Origin of the sequence: Verticiella alkaliphila, from assembly GCF_018904615.1 — a bacterium.
Taxonomy (GTDB): domain Bacteria; phylum Pseudomonadota; class Gammaproteobacteria; order Burkholderiales; family Burkholderiaceae_B; genus Verticiella; species Verticiella alkaliphila.
Map to the genome: position 1 here is coordinate 181,763 of NZ_JADCNH010000004.1, position 22,230 is coordinate 203,992.

At 64.9% G+C, this 22,230-nt stretch carries 21 protein-coding genes and 1 pseudogene; 9 read left to right on the forward strand and 13 right to left on the reverse strand.

Going from position 1 to position 22,230, the window contains the following annotated elements:
* Positions 1-85: 85 nt before the first annotated feature.
* From IMZ29_RS04915 to IMZ29_RS04930, 4 genes are read right to left on the reverse strand one after another with little or no spacing between them, the layout of a single operon-like run.
* The gene (locus tag IMZ29_RS04915; protein WP_216181284.1) at positions 86-358 is read right to left on the reverse strand and encodes a DUF2933 domain-containing protein; all 273 of its coding nucleotides are present in this window, start codon (positions 356-358) and stop codon (positions 86-88) included.
* Between the two features lie 33 nt (positions 359-391).
* Positions 392-877, reverse strand: a complete 486-nt coding sequence (locus tag IMZ29_RS04920; RefSeq protein WP_216181287.1) for a DUF411 domain-containing protein — start codon at positions 875-877, stop codon at positions 392-394.
* Between the two features lie 37 nt (positions 878-914).
* Positions 915-1,895 carry a copper resistance protein B gene (locus tag IMZ29_RS04925; protein ID WP_216181290.1) on the reverse strand — a complete coding sequence of 327 codons (981 nt, stop codon included), beginning with the start codon at positions 1,893-1,895 and terminating at the stop codon, positions 915-917.
* Between the two features lie 25 nt (positions 1,896-1,920).
* Positions 1,921-3,831, reverse strand: coding sequence for a copper resistance system multicopper oxidase (locus tag IMZ29_RS04930; RefSeq protein ID WP_216181293.1), 1,911 nt, complete (start codon positions 3,829-3,831; stop codon positions 1,921-1,923).
* Positions 3,832-4,086: 255 nt separating this feature from the next.
* Here IMZ29_RS04930 and IMZ29_RS04935 point away from each other — a divergent pair, with 255 nt between their 5' ends.
* Both IMZ29_RS04935 and IMZ29_RS04940 read left to right on the forward strand, forming a co-directional pair.
* The gene (locus tag IMZ29_RS04935) at positions 4,087-4,779 is read left to right on the forward strand and encodes a heavy metal response regulator transcription factor (protein ID WP_152967997.1); all 693 of its coding nucleotides are present in this window, start codon (positions 4,087-4,089) and stop codon (positions 4,777-4,779) included.
* Positions 4,763-6,184 (forward strand): heavy metal sensor histidine kinase, encoded by a 1,422-nt coding sequence (locus IMZ29_RS04940; protein ID WP_443083793.1) that lies wholly within the window; start codon positions 4,763-4,765, stop codon positions 6,182-6,184. Before IMZ29_RS04935 ends, IMZ29_RS04940 begins: the two co-directional genes overlap by 17 nt.
* Before the next feature lie 76 nt (positions 6,185-6,260).
* Here the strand turns inward: IMZ29_RS04940 and IMZ29_RS04945 are convergent.
* From IMZ29_RS04945 to IMZ29_RS04960, 4 genes and pseudogenes are all read right to left on the reverse strand, one after another.
* Positions 6,261-6,395 (reverse strand): annotated as a pseudogene (locus tag IMZ29_RS04945) (DUF3363 domain-containing protein); the annotation flags it as partial.
* An 18-nt stretch (positions 6,396-6,413) separates the two neighbouring features.
* Complete coding sequence (tnpC, locus tag IMZ29_RS04950; RefSeq protein WP_216181299.1) at positions 6,414-7,943, reverse strand: IS66 family transposase; 1,530 nt, start codon at positions 7,941-7,943, stop codon at positions 6,414-6,416.
* 62 nt (positions 7,944-8,005) lie between these two features.
* Complete coding sequence (tnpB, locus tag IMZ29_RS04955; RefSeq protein WP_216181302.1) at positions 8,006-8,164, reverse strand: IS66 family insertion sequence element accessory protein TnpB; 159 nt, start codon at positions 8,162-8,164, stop codon at positions 8,006-8,008.
* A gap of 13 nt (positions 8,165-8,177) precedes the next feature.
* Positions 8,178-9,071, reverse strand: coding sequence for a LysR family transcriptional regulator (locus tag IMZ29_RS04960; protein ID WP_216181305.1), 894 nt, complete (start codon positions 9,069-9,071; stop codon positions 8,178-8,180).
* Between the two features lie 142 nt (positions 9,072-9,213).
* Here IMZ29_RS04960 and msuE point away from each other — a divergent pair, with 142 nt between their 5' ends.
* The 3 genes from msuE to IMZ29_RS04975 all read left to right on the forward strand — a co-directional run bounded on the left by msuE (position 9,214) and on the right by IMZ29_RS04975 (position 11,907).
* Complete coding sequence (gene msuE / locus IMZ29_RS04965) at positions 9,214-9,795, forward strand: FMN reductase (protein WP_216181308.1); 582 nt, start codon at positions 9,214-9,216, stop codon at positions 9,793-9,795.
* 72 nt (positions 9,796-9,867) lie between these two features.
* Complete coding sequence (locus tag IMZ29_RS04970; protein WP_216181310.1) at positions 9,868-10,851, forward strand: DUF1852 domain-containing protein; 984 nt, start codon at positions 9,868-9,870, stop codon at positions 10,849-10,851.
* A 21-nt stretch (positions 10,852-10,872) separates the two neighbouring features.
* Positions 10,873-11,907: a methionine synthase gene (locus IMZ29_RS04975; RefSeq protein ID WP_216181312.1), complete on the forward strand. Its 1,035-nt coding sequence runs from the start codon at positions 10,873-10,875 to the stop codon at positions 11,905-11,907.
* Positions 11,908-12,053: 146 nt separating this feature from the next.
* On the opposite strand, the gene IMZ29_RS04980 is transcribed toward IMZ29_RS04975, so the two are convergent.
* A complete protein-coding gene (locus IMZ29_RS04980; RefSeq protein ID WP_216181313.1) occupies positions 12,054-12,878 on the reverse strand; it encodes an acyl-CoA thioesterase in 825 nt (274 codons plus the stop codon).
* A gap of 124 nt (positions 12,879-13,002) precedes the next feature.
* Here IMZ29_RS04980 and IMZ29_RS04985 point away from each other — a divergent pair, with 124 nt between their 5' ends.
* A complete protein-coding gene (locus tag IMZ29_RS04985; protein WP_216181314.1) occupies positions 13,003-13,851 on the forward strand; it encodes a DMT family transporter in 849 nt (282 codons plus the stop codon).
* A 117-nt stretch (positions 13,852-13,968) separates the two neighbouring features.
* Here the strand turns inward: IMZ29_RS04985 and IMZ29_RS04990 are convergent, their stop codons facing one another.
* The 3 genes from IMZ29_RS04990 to polA all read right to left on the reverse strand — a co-directional run bounded on the left by IMZ29_RS04990 (position 13,969) and on the right by polA (position 18,838).
* Positions 13,969-15,039 carry a phosphotransferase family protein gene (locus IMZ29_RS04990; protein ID WP_216181315.1) on the reverse strand — a complete coding sequence of 357 codons (1,071 nt, stop codon included), beginning with the start codon at positions 15,037-15,039 and terminating at the stop codon, positions 13,969-13,971.
* Between the two features lie 114 nt (positions 15,040-15,153).
* Positions 15,154-15,945 carry a dienelactone hydrolase family protein gene (locus tag IMZ29_RS04995; protein ID WP_253206839.1) on the reverse strand — a complete coding sequence of 264 codons (792 nt, stop codon included), beginning with the start codon at positions 15,943-15,945 and terminating at the stop codon, positions 15,154-15,156.
* Between the two features lie 124 nt (positions 15,946-16,069).
* Positions 16,070-18,838: a DNA polymerase I gene (polA, locus tag IMZ29_RS05000; protein WP_216181319.1), complete on the reverse strand. Its 2,769-nt coding sequence runs from the start codon at positions 18,836-18,838 to the stop codon at positions 16,070-16,072.
* On the opposite strand from polA, the gene IMZ29_RS05005 reads away from it, so the two are divergent.
* Genes IMZ29_RS05005 through IMZ29_RS05015 form a run of 3 tightly spaced genes read left to right on the forward strand, consistent with a single transcriptional unit; the run spans position 18,839 to position 21,485 of the window.
* A complete protein-coding gene (locus IMZ29_RS05005; protein WP_216181322.1) occupies positions 18,839-19,681 on the forward strand; it encodes an LOG family protein in 843 nt (280 codons plus the stop codon). It abuts the gene before it with no gap.
* Between the two features lie 13 nt (positions 19,682-19,694).
* Positions 19,695-20,672 carry a homoserine kinase gene (locus IMZ29_RS05010; protein ID WP_216181325.1) on the forward strand — a complete coding sequence of 326 codons (978 nt, stop codon included), beginning with the start codon at positions 19,695-19,697 and terminating at the stop codon, positions 20,670-20,672.
* 9 nt (positions 20,673-20,681) lie between these two features.
* Entirely contained in the window at positions 20,682-21,485 is an 804-nt protein-coding gene (locus tag IMZ29_RS05015; protein WP_216181328.1) for a BPSS1780 family membrane protein, read from the forward strand.
* On the opposite strand, the gene IMZ29_RS05020 is transcribed toward IMZ29_RS05015, so the two are convergent.
* Positions 21,472-22,173, reverse strand: a complete 702-nt coding sequence (locus IMZ29_RS05020) for a GntR family transcriptional regulator (protein ID WP_216181331.1) — start codon at positions 22,171-22,173, stop codon at positions 21,472-21,474. The genes IMZ29_RS05015 and IMZ29_RS05020 overlap by 14 nt on opposite strands.
* Positions 22,174-22,230 lie beyond the last annotated feature (57 nt).

Genomic DNA, 22,230 nt, shown 5'->3' on the forward strand with positions numbered 1-22,230 from the left:
TTGGTGTCTGGTGATCGCAGCAGGCCGCAGACGCGCAAGGAGACAAGCGCGGCGTCGCGTTCTCGCACGGTGCGAGTGCCTCGACTCATTGCTTCTGCTCCTTGGAGGCTGCGGCACCTTCCTCACCCTGACGTGCGGCATGATCGTGTTCGCCGTGGCCGTGACCACGGTGCATGAACAGGTGCATCAGCGGACAAGCCGCCAGCAGCAGGAAGGGGAGATAGCCGGCAACATGTGCCGTGTGCTCCTTGAGCAGGAAATACGCGGCGACAGCGGCGATGATGAGGAACGCCACGCCGTAGCGCGATCGCCAGACCCGGGGACGATCGCTGGGGGTCTGTGTGTGCTGATGCTGCATGGCATATCTCCACGGAGAAGGGTTGATGGATGGTCAGCGATGCGACTGATAGACCGTGCTACTACCGTTTTTCCCGATCAGTAGCACGTCGTAGGCGTCCTTGCGTCCACCATAGGCCGGACCATCCATGCCGGGCGAACCGACCGGCATGCCCGGCGCCGCGAGGCCGATGGCCTGTGGGGCTTCGCGCAGCAAGCGTTGAATGTCCGAGGCAGGCACATGACCCTCGATGGCATAGCCGCCGATCTGCGCCGTGTGGCACGAACCGTACTTCTGCGGGATGCCCAGCCGCGTGCGCGCTGCCGTGTTCCCGGTGTCAATAACCTGCACATCGAAGCCTGCGCCTTGCAGGTGTGAGACCCAGTCCTTGCAGCATCCGCAGCTCGGGTCCTTCCACACCTTGGCGATCGGTCGGCTCTGCGCCAGGCTTGGCCCTGCGAGTGCCATCACCAACAAGCCAGCGATCAATGCTTGCCGTCTCGGCATCTTGCCCTGGTTTCTGTCGTTGTGCATGTTCATGGATTGCCTCTCATCAGTTGCTCAAACCCGGAAAGTCCTAGAACCAGAATCGCACGCCAGCCACCCAGCGCGTCTGCTGCGTGCGGCCGCCTTCGGCGCGCACATAGTCCGCTGTGCGTCCGAAGCTGCCCGCCCGTTCCACGCCGATGTAAGGGGCGAACTGGCGACTGAATTCATAGCGCAGGCGCAAGCCAGCAGACGCTTCGGCCAGGCCCTTGCCGATACCTCGTTCCGGGTCGTCCTTGCCATAGAACTGCAATTCGGCACGAGGCTCCAGAATCAGTCGCTGGGTCAGCAGCAGTTCGTAGCTTCCTTCGACACGCAGCGCAGTACGCCCGCCACTTCCCACGTAGCCCGTCGCCTCCAGCTCGAACCAGTAGGGGGCAAGGCCCTGGATGCCGAAAGCCAACCATTGACGGCTCGGGCCTTCTCCGTTATCCACTCGAACGCCGAGCTGGGTGTCCCAGTACGGTGCGACGGCGTGCCCCCAGAGAAGCTCGGTACGCGATTCTTCGAGCTTTCCCTTGGCGATGTCGCCTTCGGCCTTCACGACGGCCTTGTTGTAGGTCGTCCCATACCACGCCTGGAGGTCGTAGGCCGTGGAATCTTCCCCTTTGCGCGTGAAGCGGCGCTCCAGGGTTTCGCCGCGCAACGAGAAGAACGTGTGTTCGTCGGCCAGCATCAGCCGCGGCACACCGGGTACGGCGTAGTCGCCCGATCCCAATGTCAGGCCATTGGAGTAGCCGTGTGGATCGCGGGCGTCAGGAGGCGCCGACCCGCCCTGCATCTGCATGTTGCCGTGATCCATGGCCGGGGTTGCGGTGGAGCCGCTCGCCGGCGCCGTGTGACCTGCGTGCGGGTCGGCGGCTGGAGTCACGGTCTGAGTGGATGGCGCGGCCGTTTGAGCGTCGGCATGGCCGTGCGCTGCATTGTCGTTCTGTGCTTGTGCCTGGGCGGCGACGCTTACCAGGGCCAGAAGCGTCGTGGCCAGTGCGCGAGTGGGGAGTGCTTTGGACATTCTTGGTCTTCCTTGTGCGCTGGGTTCAAGACACCACGACTTCGCGGAACATGCCGGCATCCATGTGGAACATCAGGTGGCAGTGCCAAGCCCAGCGGCCGAGCGCGTCGGCTGTCACCAGGAAACTGATGCGTTGTGCCGGTTGCACCGGCAGGGTGTGGCGGCGCGCAAGGAAGCGACCGTCGGGGCTTTCCAGCTCGCTCCACATGCCGTGCAGGTGCATGGGATGGGTCATCATGGTGTCGTTGTGCAGAATGACCCGCAGCCGTTCGCCGTGTTTGAAATGCACCGGCGTGGACTTTCCGAACTCCAGTCCGTCCAGGGACCATGCGTAGCGTTCCATGTTGCCCGTGAGGTGCAGTTCGACCTCCCGACCAGGGCCTCTCTTGTCCAGCGGCCCCGACGGGGTATGCAGATCCGCGAGAGTCAACACGCGCCGACCGTTGTTGCGCAGTCCGATGCCGGGGTCATCGAGGTTGGTGCGCGCCATGTCAACGCGCATGTCCGTGCTGGCACCGTACTCGGTGCGAGCGTGGCGAGCAGTGGTGCTGGGCACGGCCAGTCCCCCCGCAGCCGCGGCGTGCTGGCTGTGATCCATCGCCATGCCACCGTGGTTCATGGCGCCGTGGTTCATGCCAGCCATCGCCCCATGATCCATCCCGGACATCGAACCCGAGCCCATGCCGGTCATCCCGGTCATGCCCGTCATGCCCGTCATGCCCGTCATCCCGGTCATCTCCATGGCCTGGCCGGACCCGCCGTGGTCCATGCCCCCCATCATGCCGCCCATCATGTCGTTCATGGTCAGCCATTCGACCGGATCGAGGGCAGGTACGGGCGCTTGAAGACCTTCACGCACGGCCAGCGTGGCACGCGCGTAGCCTGTCCGGTCCATCGCCTGGGCGAAGATCGTGTAAGCGTCATCCCGTGGCTGGACGATCACATCGACGGTTTCGCCAGGACCGAATCGGAACTCATCGACCGTCACCGGCTCCACGTCAACACCATCGACGTGCACCACCGTGAGTTTCAGTCCCGGAATGCGTACGTCGTAGAAGGTGTTGCCCGCACCGTTGACCATGCGCAGCCGCACGCGCTCACCCGGTCGGAACAGCGCCGTCCAATTGCCGGCGGGGGTGACGCCGTTGGCCAGATAGGTCAGCGTGGCGGCAGACAGATCGGCGAGATCCGTCGGATTCATCCGCATCTCGTTCCACATCTTGCGCTTGTCGATCGCAGCGGCCATGCCGTCGCGCGAGGCGTCCCGGAAGAAGTCGAAGACGGTAGGTTGGTTGTAGTTGTAGTAGTCGCTTTGGGACTTGAGCTTGGTGAACACCCGCATCGGGTCTTCGTCGGTCCAATCCGAGAACAGCAGCACGTGGTCACGGTCGGCGCGGATGGTCTCGGCGCCAGCGGGGTCGATGATGATCGCCCCGTACATGCCCGTGAGTTCCTGGAAGCCGGAGTGCGAGTGGTACCAGTAGGAGCCGCTCTGCTGAACCTTGAAGCGGTACGTGAAGGTCTCGCCGGGAGCGATGCCATTGAAGCTGATGCCCGGTACGCCATCCATCTGATACGGCAGGATGATCCCGTGCCAGTGGATGGATGTGGCTTCACGCAGCTTGTTGGTCACACGGATTGTGACGGTGTCGCCCTCTCGCCAACGCAAGGTCGGCGCCGGCAGCGAGCCGTTGATGGTCGTGGCCACGCCCGGCTTGCCAGTGAAGTTCACGGGCGATTCGGCGATCACCAAGTCGAACTCGGTGCCCTTCAGAACAGGAGCGGCACCGCGCGTCGCGGAGCCTTGCTGGGCAAATGCCCTGAGCGCCGGGGTGGACAACCCGGCCAGGACGCCGCCAGCGGCCAGCCCCTGAACAAAACGCCGACGAGACAGGCCCAGTGGGGGCGCGATTACAAAGGGCGAACGAGGCGGCATGGCCTGAAATCCTCCATAGATAACTTGAAAGTCGTCTTTAGAGCCGCCTTTGGTCTTGGGCGGCACGGTTCGACGCATGGAGGTCATGCTATGGAGTGACCACTTTCGGATGAATGACCCTTGGATTACATTCATGTAATGGTCGCGTCATCTTCGTGGCAGGAAGCGACTATTACATTGCCCCTAAGAAGCAAATGAATGGGGCATCGTGGGCGGCAAAATTCCTTACGCCGCAGCGATTTCATGGGGCATGCGATGAAGCTGTTGGTCGTTGAAGACGAGAACAAGACGGCGGATTACGTCCGCCAAGGTCTCATGGAGGCGGGGTTCGTCGTGGATCTGGCGCGCAACGGATTGGACGGACACCACTTGGCCATGAGCGAGACCTACGATTTGGTGGTCTTGGATGTCATGCTGCCGGATGTCGATGGCTGGCGCATCGTGCGTTCGCTGCGAGATGCTGGCAAACAGGTCCCTGTGCTATTTCTGACCGCACGTGGCAGCGTGGATGACCGCGTCAAGGGGTTGGAACTGGGGGCAGACGACTATCTCGTCAAGCCGTTCGCGTTCTCGGAATTGCTGGCGCGGGTGCGGACGCTGCTGCGACGCGGAAGCGCTCCGAGCCAGCCTGATCGCATCCAAGTTGCCGATTTGGTGCTGGACTTGCCGCGCCGACGTGCAACGCGCGCTGGTCAGCGCATCAATCTCACCAGCAAGGAGTTCGCGTTGCTCGAACTGCTGGCACGCCGAAAGGGTGAAGTTCTGCCGCGTTCGTTGATTGCGTCTCAGGTATGGGACATGAATTTCGACAGCGACAGCAACGTCATTGATGTGGCCATCCGTCGTCTGCGCGCAAAGATCGACGATGCCTTCAATCCAAAGCTCATCCACACTGTACGTGGCATGGGATACACGCTCGATGCGCCTGATGATGACCTCGCGCCATAAGCCACGGCGAAGCCGTCCCGCGTCGCTTGCATTGAGGGTCACGGCCCTGGTTGGCATTGCCACGACCTTGGTATTTCTAGCGTTCAACTGGGTTGTCGTTAGATCCTTGGAGCACCACTTTGCCCAACAGGACGCCCATGAACTTGACGCAGTGGTCACGGCCTTGGCAGAGCCGTTGCGACAGATCGCTAATGACATGGACAAAGATGAGTTGCGGCAGCATTTAGCCAATGCAGTGGCAGGACATCATGGGATGACCTATGGCGTCTATGATCGGTCGGGCAATACCATCTATGCCACGCCGGGTCCTGACCTGTCGAAACTTGCCAGCGGCAAAAAATTGGTCAACCGCATCACCGCCGACGATTTGACGGTGTGGCAAGAGAATCAGAGGTCTTATCGAGGTGTGGCGTTACAACTGCCTGCCGACGATTCGGCGGCACCTGGCTACCGCATCGTCGCCGCCATGGACATCGGCTTTCATCTCGATTTCTTGGCAGAGTTCAAGCGCATGCTCTGGTGGGCGACCTGCCTTGTTCTCTGCATTGCGCTCGGTGTGGCTTGGCTGGCCGTGCAATGGGGCCACCTTCCAATCCGCAAGGTCAACGAGGAGATTCGCACGATCCGTTCTTCAAAGCTGGATGTGAGACTTGATCCTCTGGACGTACCTATAGAACTGGCTGAACTTGTGGTCGCCTTCAACGACATGTTGGCCAGAATCGAGGAAGGGTTTGTCCGCCTGTCGCACTTTTCCGCCGACATTGCGCACGAGTTGCGTACACCCGTTACCAACCTGATTACGCAGTCCCATGTGGCGCTCGGGCAACCCCGCCGTGCAGAGGAATATCGGGAAATCCTCTACTCCAACTTGGAGGAGTTTGATCGCATGAGTCGCATGATCGGCGACATGTTGTTTCTAGCTCAAACGGAAAATGACCCTCGAAATCTCCGTCTCGGCGAAATCGACTTGGCTGAGTTGATCCGAGGTTTGTTTGACTACTTCGAGGCATTAGCTGAAGACCGCAGCATCACACTTTACGCAAAGGGTGCCGCCGAACCAATACGGGCGGATCGTGAGATGTTGCTGCGGGCACTCAACAATCTTCTTTCCAACGCAATCCGTCATACTCCCTATGGGTCGCGTATTACAGTCGCTTTGGCGCAAGATGAGCGATGGACAACGATAAGTGTCGAAAATCCGGGCGAGCAAATTTCGGAGGCTGATCTGCCGAAGTTATTCGATCGATTTTTCCGAGTAGATCCTGCCCGCCAACGAAAGAACGCAGGTGCAGGGCTAGGGCTGGCCATCGTCAAATCAATTGCCGAAGCTCATGGTGGACATGTGCAGGCAACGTCCAACGATACAGCGACTAAATTTGATCTAACGCTGCCTCGCATCGCTTAAGTTGGCCTCCCGCCATTGCGGGAGAATGCAGATCGTGGGTGGGCGCAGTTTCGGCTCGTCGGAAGCAGGTTGCTCGTCAGATGATGGACATGCCTTTCTGTCGTCCAATCTCCCATGACACGCCACCGCCGCGTACAGTGGCAGCAAGTTGCTGACCTAGCCGCTGCTCGATCACCGGCTTCCACGGCACCAGGGTAAACGCCCGGCAATCACACCTTGACGGCGATGTTCAGCCCGCCGGCGTCCACCGATGCGGCAGCAGTTCCCCGATCTGATGATTCCTCTGTGTCGGCAGCCGCGTGAGCACATCCTTCAGATACGCGTACGGGTCGTGCCCGTTGAGCCGCGCGGACTGGATCAGACTCATGATGGCAGCCGCGCGCTGGCCTGCGCGCAGCGAGCCCGCGAACAGCCAGTTCGAGTGGCCCATCGCCCACGGCCGGATCTGGTTCTCGACCCAGTTGTTGTCGATCGGTGCATTGCCATCGTCGAGGTAGCGCGTGAGCGCGGGCCAGCGTTTCAGGCTGTAGTCGATGGCGCGGGCCGTGCCCGAGCCGTCGGGTACGCGCTCACGCTGCGCCAGCAACCACCGATGCAAGGTCTCGGCCACCGGCCTGGCGCGCTCCTGACGCAGATGCCGGCGTTCATCGGCGTCCAGCTCGGCCGCCTCGCGCTCGATGGCGTACAACGCACCGATCATCTCCAGCGCCTGACCGGCGATCTGGCTCTGGTGATTGGCATGCAGTTCGTGGAACTTGCGTCGGGCGTGCGCCATGCAGCCCAGCTCGGTCACGCCGGCTGCGAAGCTCGCTTTGTACCCAACATAGTCGTCGGTCACGAGCTTGCCGCGCCAGTCGGCGAGGAACTGCCGGGCATGTTCGCCGGTGCGCCCGGGCGTGAAGTCGTAGACTACCGCGCGCAGCGTGTCGTAGGTCGTGGGCGTGTATGCCCAGAGATAGGCCCGGTGGGTCTTGCCCGTGCCGGGCTTGAGCATCTGTACCGGCGTCTCGTCGGCATGCAGCACGGTGCGCTCGAGGATTTCTGCGCGTAGTGCATCGGCCAGCGTCGAGCGCGGCAGCGCCAGGCCCGCCCGCGCAAAGATGCCTTCCTGCCGATACAGCGGCAGGTGATCGGCGTACTTGGCCACCAGCACCTGCGCGAGCAGGCCGGCCGTGGGCATGCCCTTGTCGATGACCTGGGCCGGTACGGGCGCCTGCTGGATCGTCTCGCAATGTTGGCACACCCACTTGCCCCGGATGTGCTCTTCGACAGTGAAGGTACCGGGCGTGTAGTCGAGCTTCTCGCTCACGTCCTCGCCGATGCGCTTGAGCGCGCAGCCGCATGCACAGACGGTGTTCGCAGGCTCATGGCGGATCTGCACGCGTGGCAACTCGGGCGGCAGGCGCAGACGACGCGGCTGCGACGGCACGGTCGGTTGTGCGGCCGGTGTGCGCAGCGCCTCGATCTCCACCTCGATGGCCGCCATGTCCGCGTCCATCATCTCCTCGAACAGGCTCGCCTGCTCGGCGCTCATCTGCTCGCTGCGCCGGCCAAAGCGCCAGCGCTTGTAGAACGCCAGCTCCTGCGTGAGCTGATCGATGTGGGTTTGCTTGACGTGCAGTTCGCGATCCTTGGTAACGATCCGGGCATCGAGTTGCGTCAATCGCGCGTCACGCGCGGCCAGCTCGCCCATCAGGCTTGCTGCCAGCGTGCGCAATTGCTGCGCATCCAGATCGCTCAGGGAGTCGGTGCTGCTCATGCCTGGCAGTGTGCCAGAACGCCGGGGGCGCCGGTATTGCCGGCATCCCCGATTGCGCCGATCTACAGGACCGCGATCGCGCTTCCCACGTGGCGCCAGGGTAGCCCAAGCACCAGCGCCTGCCATTGATCGGTCTGCAGCGCGAGCGCCGTCTCGCTGGCCGACGATGCCCACACGAAGCTGCCGCGGTTCAGGCGCCGAGCCGCCAGCCACACCACCACTCGCCATCCAAACCTAGCCCACGGCGTCAAACCCCCGGGCCAACTCAATAAACGCCCGCACATAATCAATCTTCGTATCCGCCTCCCGCGCTCCCAGAAAAATCTGCTTGGCCACCCCACGCTCACCCAGCCGCACCGGCACGACGTCCATCCTCGCCGCATACTCCTCCACCAACCAACGCGGCAACGCCGCCACGCCCCGCCCGCTAGCCACCATCTGCAGCATGATGTCGGTGGTTTCGATGGCCTTGTGACGTCTTGGCGTCACGCCTGCCGGCAGCAGGAACTGGTTGTAGATATCTAGGCGCTCAATGTCCACGGGGTAGCTGATCAGCACTTCCTTCGTTAGCTGTTGAGCCTTCACGTAGGCCTCTGACGCCAGCGGATGCCCTTTCGCCACTACCAGCACCTGCTCGTAGTCGAACACGGGCTCAAACGTGAGCCCCGGCTTGTACAGCGGGTCGGGCGTGACCAGCAGGTCGATCTCAAAGCCAAACAGCGCCCCGATCCCACCAAACTGGAATTTCTGTTTGACGTCCACGTCCACATCCGGCCAGGCGGCCAAGTACGGCGACACAACCTTGAGCAGCCACTGATAGCACGGGTGGCATTCCATGCCGATGCGCAGCGCGCCGCGCTCGCCTTGGGCGAACTGGCCCAGGCGCTCTTCGGCGAGGTCGAGCTGCGGCAACACGCGGTTGGCTACGGCCAAGAGGTATTGGCCGGCCTGCGTCAGACGCAGGCTGCGGCCTTCGCGTAGCCAGATGTCGGTGCCAAGCTGCTGCTCGAGCTTCTTCATGCTGTGGCTCAGGGCCGACTGGGTGAGGTGCAGTACGCCGGCGGCAGCAGTCAGTGAGCCTTGCTTTTCGACCTGTTGAACGATGCTGAGGTGGATGCGCTCGAGCATATCAATGAGCCTCGCTCATGGATTAATGAGATAAGACCATTTTACTTCATGGACTGCGGTCTTTAGCATTCGGTCCCAGTGATGGCGGTGTCGGAGGCGGTGTGGATCTGGCGTCGTCCGAGACCTCTTGATGGCAGCAGACATGACCCCTTCCCTTCGCGTGGTGGCCGTTTCCGGCGGCATGCAACGTCCGTCCAAAGCGGCGGCCCTGGCGGCGCATTTGCTCTCGCGGATCGCGGACGCCGTGCCCTGCGAGACGCATCTGATCGAGTTGGGTGAGCTTGCGCCGCAGCTGGCGGGCGCTGTGTGGCGCACTCAGCTGCCCGGTGCGATCGAGCGTGAGCTGGTGGCGGTGGAGCAGGCGGACGTGCTGGTGGTGACGACGCCGGTGTATCGCGGCGCCTATACCGGGCTCTTCAAGCACTTCTTCGATTTCATTCACCAGGATGCGTTGATCGACACGCCGGTGTTCCTGGCCGCGACGGGTGGCAGCGAGCGTCATGCGCTGGTGATCGATCATCAGCTGCGGCCGCTCTTCAGCTTCTTTCAGGCCTGGACGCTGCCGCTCGGCGTGTACGCGACGGACAAGGACTTCGCGGACTACCGCGTGCAGGACGAGGCGCTGATCGCGCGCGCCGACCTGGCGGTGCAACGGGCGTTGCCATTCATGGTGTTGGCTCGCGATGGCCGAGCGGTCCGCGCGACGACGAGGCTCGCGGCATGAGGTCCAGCCACTGCATTGCCACACGCATCTGAGCCACTTTCCCAGAACTCGAAGACACCACCCCTGACAGCCATGACCCCAGACTTCGCCTACCGCATCCAGCGCATCCGCTTCGACGAGAACTACGCCCCGTCGGACAGCACGCGCATCACGACCAACTTCGCCAATCTGGCCCGGGGTGCGAGCCGCCAGGAGAACCTGCGCAAGACGCTGCGGATGATCGACAACCGCTTCAACAGCCTCGCGCATTGGGACAACCCGAAGGGTGACCGCTATGCGGTGGAGATCGACATCATCTCGGTGGAGATGCAGGTGGCGGCGGGTGCCAGTGACGCGGCTTTTCCGCTGATCGAGATGCTCAAGCCCACGATCATCGACCAGCACACAGGCGAGCGCATCGACGGCATCGTCGGGAACAACTTCTCGTCCTACGTGCGTGACTACGACTTCAGCGTGGTGCTGCCGGCGCACAATCAGGACGCCGCCACCTTCAGCCTGCCGGCGGACTTCGGCGAGCTGCATGGCCGGCTGTTCCAGCACTTCATCCGGTCGGCGGCCTACCAGCAGCAGTTCAGCAAGCTGCCGGTGATCTGCATCAGCGCATCCACCAGCAAGACCTACCTTCGCACGGACAATCACCATCCGATCCTGGGCGTGGAGTATCAGCAGAGCGAGCTCTCTTCCACGGACCAGTACTTCGAGAAGATGGGCATGCGGGTGCGCTACTTCATGCCGCCCAACAGCGTCGCGCCGCTGGCGTTCTACTTCATCGGGGATCTGCTGGGCGATTACACGAACCTGGAGCTGGTGGGCACCATCGCCACCATGGAAGCCTTCCAGCGCATCTATCGGCCCGAGATCTACAACGCGAACTCTGCCGCCGGCAAGGTCTATCAGCCCAGCCTGAAGCATCAGGATTACTCGCTCACGCAGATCGTGTATGACCGCGAGGAGCGCAGCCAGCTGGCGGTCAAGCAAGGCAAGTACGCCGAAGAACACTTCATCAAGCCCTACAAGCACGTGCTTGAGCAATGGGCTGCCCGTCACGCCATTTGATTCACCTCACCCAAGATCGTCATGACCGTCCATACCGTATTGCCCACCTCGACCGCCGGCTCCCTGCCCAAACCCTCCTGGCTCGCCGAGCCGGAAAAGCTCTGGTCGCCCTGGAAGCTGCAGGACGACGCCCTGCGCGAAGGCAAGCAGGATGCGCTGCGCCTGTCGCTGCAGGAGCAGCAGCACGCGGGCATCGACATCGTGAGCGATGGCGAGCAGACGCGTCAGCACTTTGTCACCACATTCATCGAGCATCTGGATGGCGTGGATTTCAACAAGCGCGAGACGGTACGCATCCGGGATCGCTATGACGCGAGCGTGCCCACGGTGGTGAGCGCCGTGAGCCGCCAGAAGCCGGTGTTCGTGGAGGATGCCAAGTTCCTGCGTGCGCAGACGAAGCAGCCGATCAAGTGGGCGCTGCCCGGCCCGATGACGATGATCGACACGCTCTATGACGCGCACTACAAGAGCCGCGAGAAGCTCGCCTGGGAGTTCGCCACCATCCTCAATCAGGAAGCGCGCGAGCTGGAAGCCGCGGGCGTAGACATCATCCAGTTCGATGAGCCGGCCTTCAACGTGTTCTTCGACGAAGTGAACGACTGGGGCGTGGCTACGCTGGAGCGTGCCATCGAGGGCCTGAAGTGCGAGACGGCCGTGCACATCTGCTACGGCTACGGCATCAAGGCCAACACCGACTGGAAGCAGACGCTGGGCTCCGAATGGCGCCAGTACGAGGAATCCTTCCCCAAGCTGCAGGCCTCCAACATCGACATCGTCTCGCTGGAATGCCACAACTCGCATGTGCCGATCGACTTGATCGAGCTGATCCGTGGCAAGAAGGTGATGGTGGGCGCGATCGACGTAGCCAACCATGCGGTGGAGACGCCGGAGGAAGTGGCCAACACGCTGCGCAAGGCGCTGAAGTTCGTGGATGGGGACAAGCTGTATCCGTGCACCAACTGCGGCATGGCGCCCCTGCCCCGCCACGTGGCACGGGGGAAGCTGCAGGCATTGAGCGCGGGTGCGGCGATCGTGCGCGGCGAACTCGGGGCGTAACTGACAGCAGCCCTTTGACCCTGCGCGGCCAGGGTCGCCGAGATTATGCAGGCTGTGGCCTTGGCATCAGCCTGCGACGTCGTTGGCGGCGCGGCTGACACGCCGCGCACCGGTGCTGCGGCTTTCGCGAGCCTCGCTCGCTACCCCTACTCCTTGTACCAGACCATCTGCTGCGACGCGGCCAGCAACGTGCCGTCCGCGCCCCAGATGTGCGCTTCCTGGTCGAAGAAGCCGCCGCTGTAGTTGACGCCCTTGGCCACGGCCAGCACGGGGGTTTCGCCCACGGCCGCCAGTGCGGCTTCGTCGGCATGGAAGTGGATGGTGAGGGCCACGGTGCCTGCCGGCACGAAGCTGCCGCGGTGCAGGAAGATGCGTGGGAAGAACACATCGCAGATTGAGGCGAGCGCGGCGAAATCCAGCGGGCGCGGCGGTTCGTCGCGCACCCATTGTTCGGTCCGGGTGTCCGTGGTGGGCTCGCCGCGCGCCACGGCGTCGAATCCGCCCCGCTGCGGGAAGAAGGCATAGCGCTGAACCCAGGCCGGGCGTTTGGGGTCGAGCTCCAGCCGGGGCAGTGACGCCGCGGGCGGCACGTCCGGCATGGCGATGTCTCGCGTGCCCCACACAGGCCGGCGTTGCGCGAGCAGCGCGATGGCGTTGACGGCCACGGTCTCGCCCTGCACCAGCTGCACGGACCAGTGCTGCGTGGAGCGCGTAGCGCTCACCAATCGCGTCTGCACGGTGTAGGCGCCCTCGCGGATCGGCGCCGCGTACGTGACGGACAGGGACACGGGTGTGCCCTGGCGGACGGGGTCCGTCATCAAGGCCTGCATCAAAATCGCTGCGGTGTAGCCGCCGAACGGCCCGACCATGTTCCAGTACGCGGGGTGCGTGCCGCCCTGCCAGGTCGAGCCTTGCTCGCCGCCCTCCAGGCGTGTCAGGCGCATAGCCTCGTCGAATACATGGTCTGGCATGGCTGTCTCTCTCGAATGGATTGCCGCCTTGCGGCGAAATCGGCGCGGCCAGGCGGGGTGAAAAAACCGAATGCCTGCGGCCGCGTTATGATGTCGAGCATACCGATTTTTCGATGCTGTCGCGATGCAAGCGCTCTGGATGCTGGTGGCCACGTTCATGTTCTCGTTGATGGGAACCTGCGTGAAACTGGCGTCCGACATGAACGCGAGCCTTGGGCTCATCGTGCTCATGCGCGGCATTCCGTCGGTGGTCATGCTGCTCATCTGGGCGCGCATGGCGAATCTGTCGATCCGGCCGGTGGCCTGGAAAGGCCACATCTGGCGCAACGTCGCGGGCGTGACCTCGATGTGGATGGGCTTCGTGGCCCTGTCGCTGCTGCCGCTCGCCACCGCCGTCACGCTCAACTACACCTCGCCCCTCTTCATCGCCGGCTGGATGCTGGGATGGGGTGGCGCACGCGGTGATCGCATCCGGCTGATCGCCGTGGTCATGGGCTTCCTGGGGGTGCTGGCCGTGTTGCGGCCCACGCTCGGTGACGACCAATGGCTGCCGGCGCTAGCGGGCCTGGCAGCCGGGGCGTCCGGCGCGGCTGCCCAGCTGCAGGTGCGTTCGTTGAGCCATCGGGGCGAAGCCACCTGGCGCATCGTGCTGTACTTCTCGATGGCGGTGTGCCTCACGGGTGCGCTCGCCCTGGCACTCACGGAATGGCATAACCCGACGCCGGGCGGTTGGGCGGCGCTCATCGCCGTGGGCACCACGGGCCTGCTCGGGCAGCTCGCCATGACGCGCGCCTTTGGCCACGGCGCCCCGCTGCTCTCGGCCGCGCTTCAGTACAGCATCATCATCTTTGCGTCGATACTGGGCTTTCTACTGTGGGGCGACACGCCGGATCGCATCGCCGTCATCGGCATGGCCTGCATCGTCGGCGCGGGGCTGCTGTCGGTGTGGCGCACGCTGCGGGCGCCGGGGTGACGGCAGGCGGCCGCGTCGCCTGCTGCGATTCCTGGGCCCTCACGAACTAGGCAATCGCCTCGTGCACGCTGACCGGCGCTACGCCGGCCGTGCGCTCAGACGACCGGCCTATTGCCCTCACCCCCGCGCGCCCGCCCGCTGCGCATACGCCCACGCCAGTTCCGCCATCGGCCTGGCCCCTTGCGCCGATGCCGCGGCGCGATCGCTCGACGCCGTACCATCCTGCACGCGCTTGGCGATCCCTTGCAGGATGCCCGCGATGCGGAACATGTTGTAGGCCAGATAGAAATCCAGGTTGGCAATGCCGTCGCGGCCCGTGCGCTCGCAGTAGCGCGCCACGTACTGCTCGGCCGTCGGGATGCCGAGTGTGGGCAGATCCAGACCTCCCACGCCGCGGAACTTGTCCGCCGGCGTGTGCCAAGCCATGAGGTGATAGCAGAAGTCCGCAAGCGGATGGCCGATGGTGGAGAGCTCCCAGTCCAGCACGGCGATGATGCGCGGCTCGGTGGGATGGAACATCACGTTGTCCAGGCGGTAGTCGCCATGCACGATGCTCGTGCTGCCATCATCGGGCGGGATGTTGCCCGGCAGCCATTCGATCACCTTGTCCATTTCGGGGATGGACTGCGTCTCGGAGGCCCGGTATTGCTTGCTCCAGCGCGAGATTTGCCGCTCGAAGTAGCTGCCCGGGCGGCCATAGTCGCCCAGGCCCACGCCGGCGTAGTCCACCTGGTGCAGGGCCGCGATCACGCGGTTCATCTCGTCGTAGATGGCACCGCGCTCGGCAGGCGTCATGCCGGGCAGGGATTGATCCCACAGCACGCGCCCTTCCATGCACTCCATGATGTAGAAGGCGCGCCCGATCACGGACTCGTCCTCGCACAAGGCATACATGCGCGGTACGGGCACGTCGGTGTCGTGCAACGCGGCCATCAGGCGGTATTCGCGTTCGATGGCGTGCGCCGAGGGCAACAGCTTGCTCACCGGCCCGGGCTTGCTGCGCATCACGTAGCGGCGGCCGGGCGTGACCAGGCGGTACGTCGGGTTCGATTGCCCGCCCTTGAACTGCGTCACTTCCAGCGGGCCGGCGTAATCCGCCACGTTTGCCGTCAGCCAGGCATCCAGCGCCGCCACGTCGAACTGATGGGATTGGCGAACCGGCTGCGTCCCGATGAACTCCTCGTACATGCTTGTCGTCTCCTCGCGGATGGCCCGTCCGGGTCGACGCCCGGATCGTGGCGGTGGGTCGATGCGGGCATCGACCGATGAAACCGATGCGCGTCGGCAAGGACGCGCGGCGCCTTAGCGCAGGTGATCGCTGAACCAGGCCAGCATGCGCGACCAGCCGTCGCGGGCGTCGGCCTCGCGGTAGCTCTCGCGGTAATCGGCCAGGAAGGCATGCGGCGCGTCGGGGTACACATGAAACACGGACGCCTGCGCGGCCGGGCTGCCCGTGGCCAGCGCGCTTTGCATGGCGCTCACCTGCGTCATGGGAATACCGGTGTCCTGCCCGCCGTAGAGCGCCAGCACGGGCGCCTTCATCTCGCCGGTCACATCGACCGGATGACGCGGGCGCTCGGCCGTGACGTCGCCTTGCAGGCGGCCATACCAGGCCACGCCGGCACGGATCGTGTCGCTATGCGCGCTGTAAAGCCAGGTGACGCGTCCGCCCCAGCAGAAGCCCGTGATGCCCACGCGCTTCAGATCGGCACCCTGCGTGCCGGCCCACGCCACGGTGGCGTCCAGATCGGCCATGGCCTGCGCATCCGGCACGTGATTGACGATCTCCGCAAAGAGCGTGGGAATGTCGTGGTACTGGCTCGCGTCGCCCTGGCGGAAGTAGCACTGCGGGGCGATCGCCATGTAGCCCGCATGGGCCAGGCGGCGGCACACGTCCTGGATGTGGTCGTGCACGCCGAAGATTTCCTGCACCACCAGGATGAGCGGCGGGCTCGTCACCTGTAGCGGCTGGGCCACGTACACGGGCAGGTCCGCGCCGCTCACGGGCACGTTCACCCAGCCGGCGCGCAGGCCGTCCTCGTTCGTGTGGATGGTGGTGGCAACGGGGGCGCCAGCGGCGGGGGAATTGGCCATGCACAGATCTCCGGGATGGCGTCGGCACCCCCCAGCGGCGGGGCCGACGCAAAGATGCATTATGCACGGGTGGTGGCGGGCTCGCGGCAACGCCGCCCCGCCTGCCCGTCCGCCTGGCGAAACCTCAGTGCGCCTCGCCCCAGTTCGCGCCCACGCCCGTTTCGGCCACGAGCGGCACCCGCAGGGACGCCACGCCGCACATCAGCGCCGGCAGCCGCTCGCGCACCAACTCGACTTCGGCCTCGGGCACTTCGAGCACGAGTTCATCGTGGACCTGCATGACCTGGCGCGCCCCCAGGCGCTCGGCTTCCAGCCAATCCTGCACGGCCACCATGGCGAGCTTGATGAGATCGGCGGCCGTGCCCTGCATGGGCGCGTTGATGGCCGCACGCTCGGCGGCGGCGCGGCGCGGACCGCTGCCGCCCCGGATCTCCGGCAGCCACAGGCGTCGGCCGAACACGGTGGACACGAAGCCATCGTCCCGCGCGCGCTGCCGGGTCTCTTCCATGTACTGCGCCACGCCGGGATAGCGTGCGAAGTAGCGGTCGATGTAGAGCTGGGCGGCGTCGCGCGTGATGCCGAGGTTGGCCGCCAGCCCGAACGCGCTCATGCCGTACATGAGGCCGAAGTTGATAGCCTTGGCCGCGCGGCGCTGGTCGCTCGTGACAGCCTCCGGGGCCACGCCGAACACCTCGGCCGCCGTGGCCCGGTGCACGTCGTCGCCCTCGGCAAACGCCGCCTGCAGCTTGGCGTCATCGGCCACGTGGGCCATGACGCGCAGCTCGATCTGCGAGTAATCCGCCGACACGATGCGCGAGCCCGGCGCCGCGATGAAGGCCGCCCGCACGCGCCGGCCTTCGGCCGTGCGCACGGGGATGTTCTGCAGGTTCGGCTCGCTGGAGGCCAGCCGGCCGGTGATGACGGCGGCCTGCGCATACGACGTGTGCACGCGCCCGGTGGCCGGGTGGATCATGCGCGGCAGCTTGTCCGTGTAGGTGGACTTGAGCTTGGCCACGCCCCGGTATTCGAGCAGCACCTGCGGCAGCGGGTAATCCTGCGCGAGCTTGGTCAGCACGTCCTCGTCCGTGGAGGGCGCGCCGCTGGCTGTCTTGCGCACCACCGGGATGCCCAGGCGCGTGAACAGGATCTCGCCCAGCTGCTTGGGCGAATTGAGGTTGAAGGGCTGGCCCGCGATGTCGTAGGCGCGTTGCTCCAGCGACAGCATCTGCTGGCCGAGCGCCTGGCTCTGCCGCGCGAGCTCGGCCGGATCGATGTCCACGCCGTTGCGCTCGATCACCGCCAGCACGGGCGACACGGCGATCTCCAGCGCATAGGTGGCCTTCAGGCCTTCGTCGGCTTCCACCTGCGGCAGCAGCACGTGGTGCAGTTGCAGGGTGAAGTCCGCATCCTCGCAGGCATACGGGCCGGCCTGATCGATGGCGACCTCATCGAAGCCGATCTGCTTGGCGCCCTTGCCGCACAGGGATTCGTAGGTGACACCCGTGCGACCCAGCCAACGCTGCGCGAGATCCTGCAGCGACACGCCGCGGTGGGACTCGAGCACGTAGGCCTGGAGCATGGTGTCGTGGGCCACGCCGCGCAGCGCGATGCCACTGTTGGCGAAGGCATGCGTGTCGAACTTGGCGTGATGCAGGAGCTTGGCGCGATTCGCGTCTTCGAGCCAAGGCTTCAGGCGGGCCAGCACCTCGTCCATCGGCAGCTGGGCCCCCGGGTCCAGATCCGGGTGGCGATGGGCGAGCGGGATGTACACGGCCTCACCCGGCGCCACGGCCATGGAGATGCCGACCAGACGGCACTGCATGGCCCCGAGCCCACCCGTGGTCTCGGTATCGAGCGCCACGAGCGGCGCCTCGGTGACGCGGGCCATCCAGGCGTCGAAGCCGTCCCAATCGGAGATCGTGCGGTAATCGAAGCTGTCGGACGCCGCCGCCGGGGCCACGGGCTGGCCGGCGGCCTCGTCGCGCGCCGCCGCAGCCACGCGCACGCGCGCGTCGCCCGTGGGGATGCGGTCCGGATCGCCGGACAGATCGCGCAGCCAGCTGCGAAAGCCGAAGCGCTCGTAGATCTCGGTCAGGGTGGCGTTGTCCTGCGGCTTTTGCGCGAGGGACGACAGATCCGGCACGTCGGCGCGCAGATCGCAGTCGGTCTTGACGGTGATGAGCTCGCGCGAAAGCCCGAAGCGCGGGATCGCTTCGCGCAGGTTGGCGCCGGCCACGCCCTTGATCTCGTCGGCATGCGCGATGACGTCTTCGATGCTGCCGTACTGCCCCAGCCACTTGGCGGCTGTCTTGGGGCCCACCTTCTCCACGCCGGGGATGTTGTCGACCGTGTCGCCCACCAGCATGAGGTAATCGATGATGCGCTCGGGCGGCACGCCGAATTTGGCGTTCACGCCGGCCACGTCCATCACGTCGCCAGACATGGTGTTGATGAGCGTGACGTCGTCGTTCACGAGCTGGGCAAGATCCTTGTCGCCCGTGGACACCACGGTACGGGCGCCGGCCGCGGTGGCCTGCACGGACAGCGTGCCGATGACGTCGTCGGCTTCGACGCCGTCCACGACGAGCACGGGCCAGCCCAGGGCGCGAATCGCGCGGTGGATGGGCTCGATCTGCAAGGCGAGATCGTCGGGCATCGCGGCCCGGTTGGCCTTGTATTCAGGGTACAGTTCATCTCTGAACGTGGCGCCGCGGGCATCGAAGACGCACGCCATCCAGTCTGCCTTATGATCTTGCGCCAGCCGCCGCATCATGTTGATGACGCCGTACAGCGCACCGGTGGGTTCTCCAGCCGCGTTGCGCATGTCAGGCATGGCGTGATAGGCGCGGTACAGATAGCTGGAACCATCCACCAGCAACAGGGTCTTTTTCATATGGAAACACTTCAGCAAACGGATTCGGGCGGTGACCAGCCCGCGGGCGCGGCAACGGGAGCGCAGGCTGCGCATACCCCGCGCGACGCAGGGCGGCAGCAGCGCATCGATACGAAGAACACGCTGCGCGTGCCGGGCCTGAGAGACATCGTCGACGAGGATCGGGCCAATGCCGTGAAGGCCCGCGAGTCGTGGCACTTGCTGGGGATTATGTCAGAGTTCTTCGAGGCCTCTGAAAAGCTCGCCCAGGTGCGCCCGGCTGTCAGCCTTTTCGGCAGCGCGCGCATCAAGCCGGGCACGCCGTATTACGAAAAGACCGAAACCATTGGCCGCTTGCTGTCCGAAGCCGGCTTCTCGGTGATCTCCGGTGGCGGCCCGGGCTTGATGGAAGCCTGCAACAAGGGCGCGCATGCGGGCCCGAGCCCGAGCGTCGGCCTGAACATCGAGATCCCGCACGAGCAATCCGGCAATCCGTACCAGAACATCAGCCTCTACTTCCGGCACTTCTTTCCGCGCAAGGTCGCGTTCATGAAGTTCACGTCGGCATATGTGGTGATGCCGGGCGGCTTCGGCACGCTCGACGAGCTCTTCGAGGCCTTGACGCTCATCCAGACCGGCAAGAGCCGCAAGATGCCGATCATCCTCGTGGGCAGCGACTACTGGCGCGGCCTGCTCGACTGGATCCGCGAGCAACTGCAGACCGCGCGCCTCATCAATCCGGACGACATCAACCTGATGCAGGTGATCGACGATCCGCAGCAGGTGGTCGACGCGATCTTCGACTTCTACCAGCACGACGGCTTTGCCCAGAACGCTCAGGACACGCAACTCGTGTCGCTGTAACCCTACCGACCCCATGGCCGTTTTCACTTCTGTTTCCCTCGACGACGCACGCGCGCTGCTCACCCGCTATGACCTGGGCGAGTTCGTCTCGCTGCGCGGCATCACCGCGGGCATCGAGAACACCAACTATTTCCTGAACACGACGCGCGGCGAGTACGTGCTCACGCTGTTCGAGAAACTCTCGATGGCGCAGCTGCCGTTCTACATCGAGCTGATGCATCACCTGGCCGCCAAGGGCGTGGCGGTGCCCTCGCCGCAATCGCTGCGCGCGGGCGGGCGCATCACCGAACTGCACGGCAAGCCCACGGCCATCGTCTCGCGTCTGGCAGGCGGCTACGAGCCCGCGCCGGGCGCGGCGCACTGCCGCATCGCTGCACGCACGCAGGCCCGCACTCACCTCGGGGCGCGCGACTTCCCGATGGCGCAGCCCAACCTGCGCGGCCTTGCCTGGTGGCAGGAGACGGCGCCGCAGGTGATGCCGTTCCTCACGGACGCCCAGGCCACGCTGCTCACGGACGAGATCGCCGCGCAGATCGCCTTCGCACAAAGCGCGGATTATGCCGAGCTGGAGCGGGGCCCCGCCCACTGTGATCTCTTCCGGGACAACGTGCTCTTTGCCGGCACCTCGGAAGATCCGGTGATGGGTGGCGTCATCGACTTCTACTTTGCAGGCTGTGACGCGTGGCTTTTCGACGTGGCCGTGGCCGTGAACGACTGGTGCATCGTGCGCGAGACCGGCGTGCTCGTGCCTGAGCTTGCCCAGGCCTGGCTCGAGGCCTACGGTGCCGAACGCGCCTACACCGAGGCCGAGCATCGCGCCTGGCCGATGATGTTGCGCGCCGCGGCCCTGCGCTTCTGGATCTCGCGCCTGTACGACTTCTATCGCCCGCGTGAAGCCGAGACGCTCAAGCCGCACGATCCCACGCACTTCGAGCGCATCCTGCGCCTGCGCCGCGAGGCGCCCGGGATCACGCTCGCCGGCCAATACTGAGGAGGCGGCATGCAGGCTTTGTCGCTCTCACCCCTGGCGGGTGTGCAGTGGGTGCGTGATGGCTACGCGCTCTTTCGCCGCCAACCCGTGCCGATGTTCTCGTGGGCGCTGATGATCGGGCTGCTCGTGCTGGTGGCGAGCATGCTCGTGCCGGTCGGCCCTGTGCTCTTCATCATCGTCATGCCCACGATCACCGTGGTCACCCTGCAATCCTGCCGGCTGATCGAGGTGGGCCAGACCGTGCAGCCCTGGCGCGTGGTGGGCGACGTGCGCCGCTCGGGCAAGATGCGCATGCTGTTGCTCGCGGGCGGCGTCTACGTGTCGGCCGTGTTCGGCGCGGGCGTGCTGGCGTTCCTGCCCTTCATGGGCGGGATTGCCGAGGTCGTGCGCGGCATCGACCCCGATGCGGGCATGGCGGGCCTCGCCGCGCTCTCGCAGGCCATGCAGGCGCCGCTTATCCTCTTCGGCATCTTCTATCTGATCATTGCCGCCCTCTTCTGGCATGCGCCGGCCCTCATCGCCTGGCATGACATGGGGCTGAAGAAAGCCTTGTTCTTCTCGGGCATCGCCTGCTGGCGCAACAAGGGCGCCTTCGTCCTCTACGGGCTCGTGTGGGCCGCCGCGCTACTCGTGCTGGAAGTGATCTCGATGGGCTTACAGGTCATCGGCCTGTCGCCGCAGTTTGCGGGCTTCGTACAGATGCCGTTGAACTTCGCTTTCGCTGCCGTGCTGTACTGCAGCTTCTACTCCACTTACACCACGGTGTTCCAGGATCGCTCGCCCGAGGCGCCCGCCCCGGTCAGTCCTGAATGACGTAGTCGGGATAGCGCAGGCTGATCTCCTCGGCCTGCGCAAGCGTGCCAGACAGATGCTCGCGCAGCCGCGCCTGCGCGGCGGCCGGGTCCCCTGCGGCGATGGCCGCAAGCACGGCCTGGTGATCTTTCAGGATGCGCTGGGCCTTGCCGGCTTCCGGCACGTGCAACCGGCGCAACCGATCCACGTGGCCGCTCGTGCGCTGCTGCAGTTGCCAGAGCGATTCCACCCCGGCCGCCACGTGCATCGCGTGATGAAACGCCCGATCCGCCGCGACGAAGGCGGAAAAGTCCTCGCGTGCCAGCTCCCTGGCTTGTTGATCGATGTGGCCCTGCAAGCGTGCGAGCAGGTCTGCGTCGGGCGCGCTGGCCAGCAGATACACCACCTCCAGCTCCAGTGAGCGGCGCAGGAAGTGCGCCTGGCGTGCCGACGCCAGACTGATCCGGCTCACCAGGGTGGCGTGCTGCGGGAAGACGTCGACCAGCCCCTCTTCTTCCAGTCGCATCAGCGCATCGCGAATGGGGGTCTGGCTGAGCCCGAAGCGCTCGGCCAGTTCGTTGCGCGGCAGCACCGTGCCTGGCGGCAGCGCGAGACCGACGATGAGTTCGCGCAAGGTGTCGAAGACTTGCGGTGCGGCGTGCCGCGCCCGGTCCAGGCGCAGCGGGGGAATGACGTCTTGAATACGCATGACAAGCTCGGTGAACTGGGCGCGATTGTACCGATCTGCCGTTTTGACATACTAATA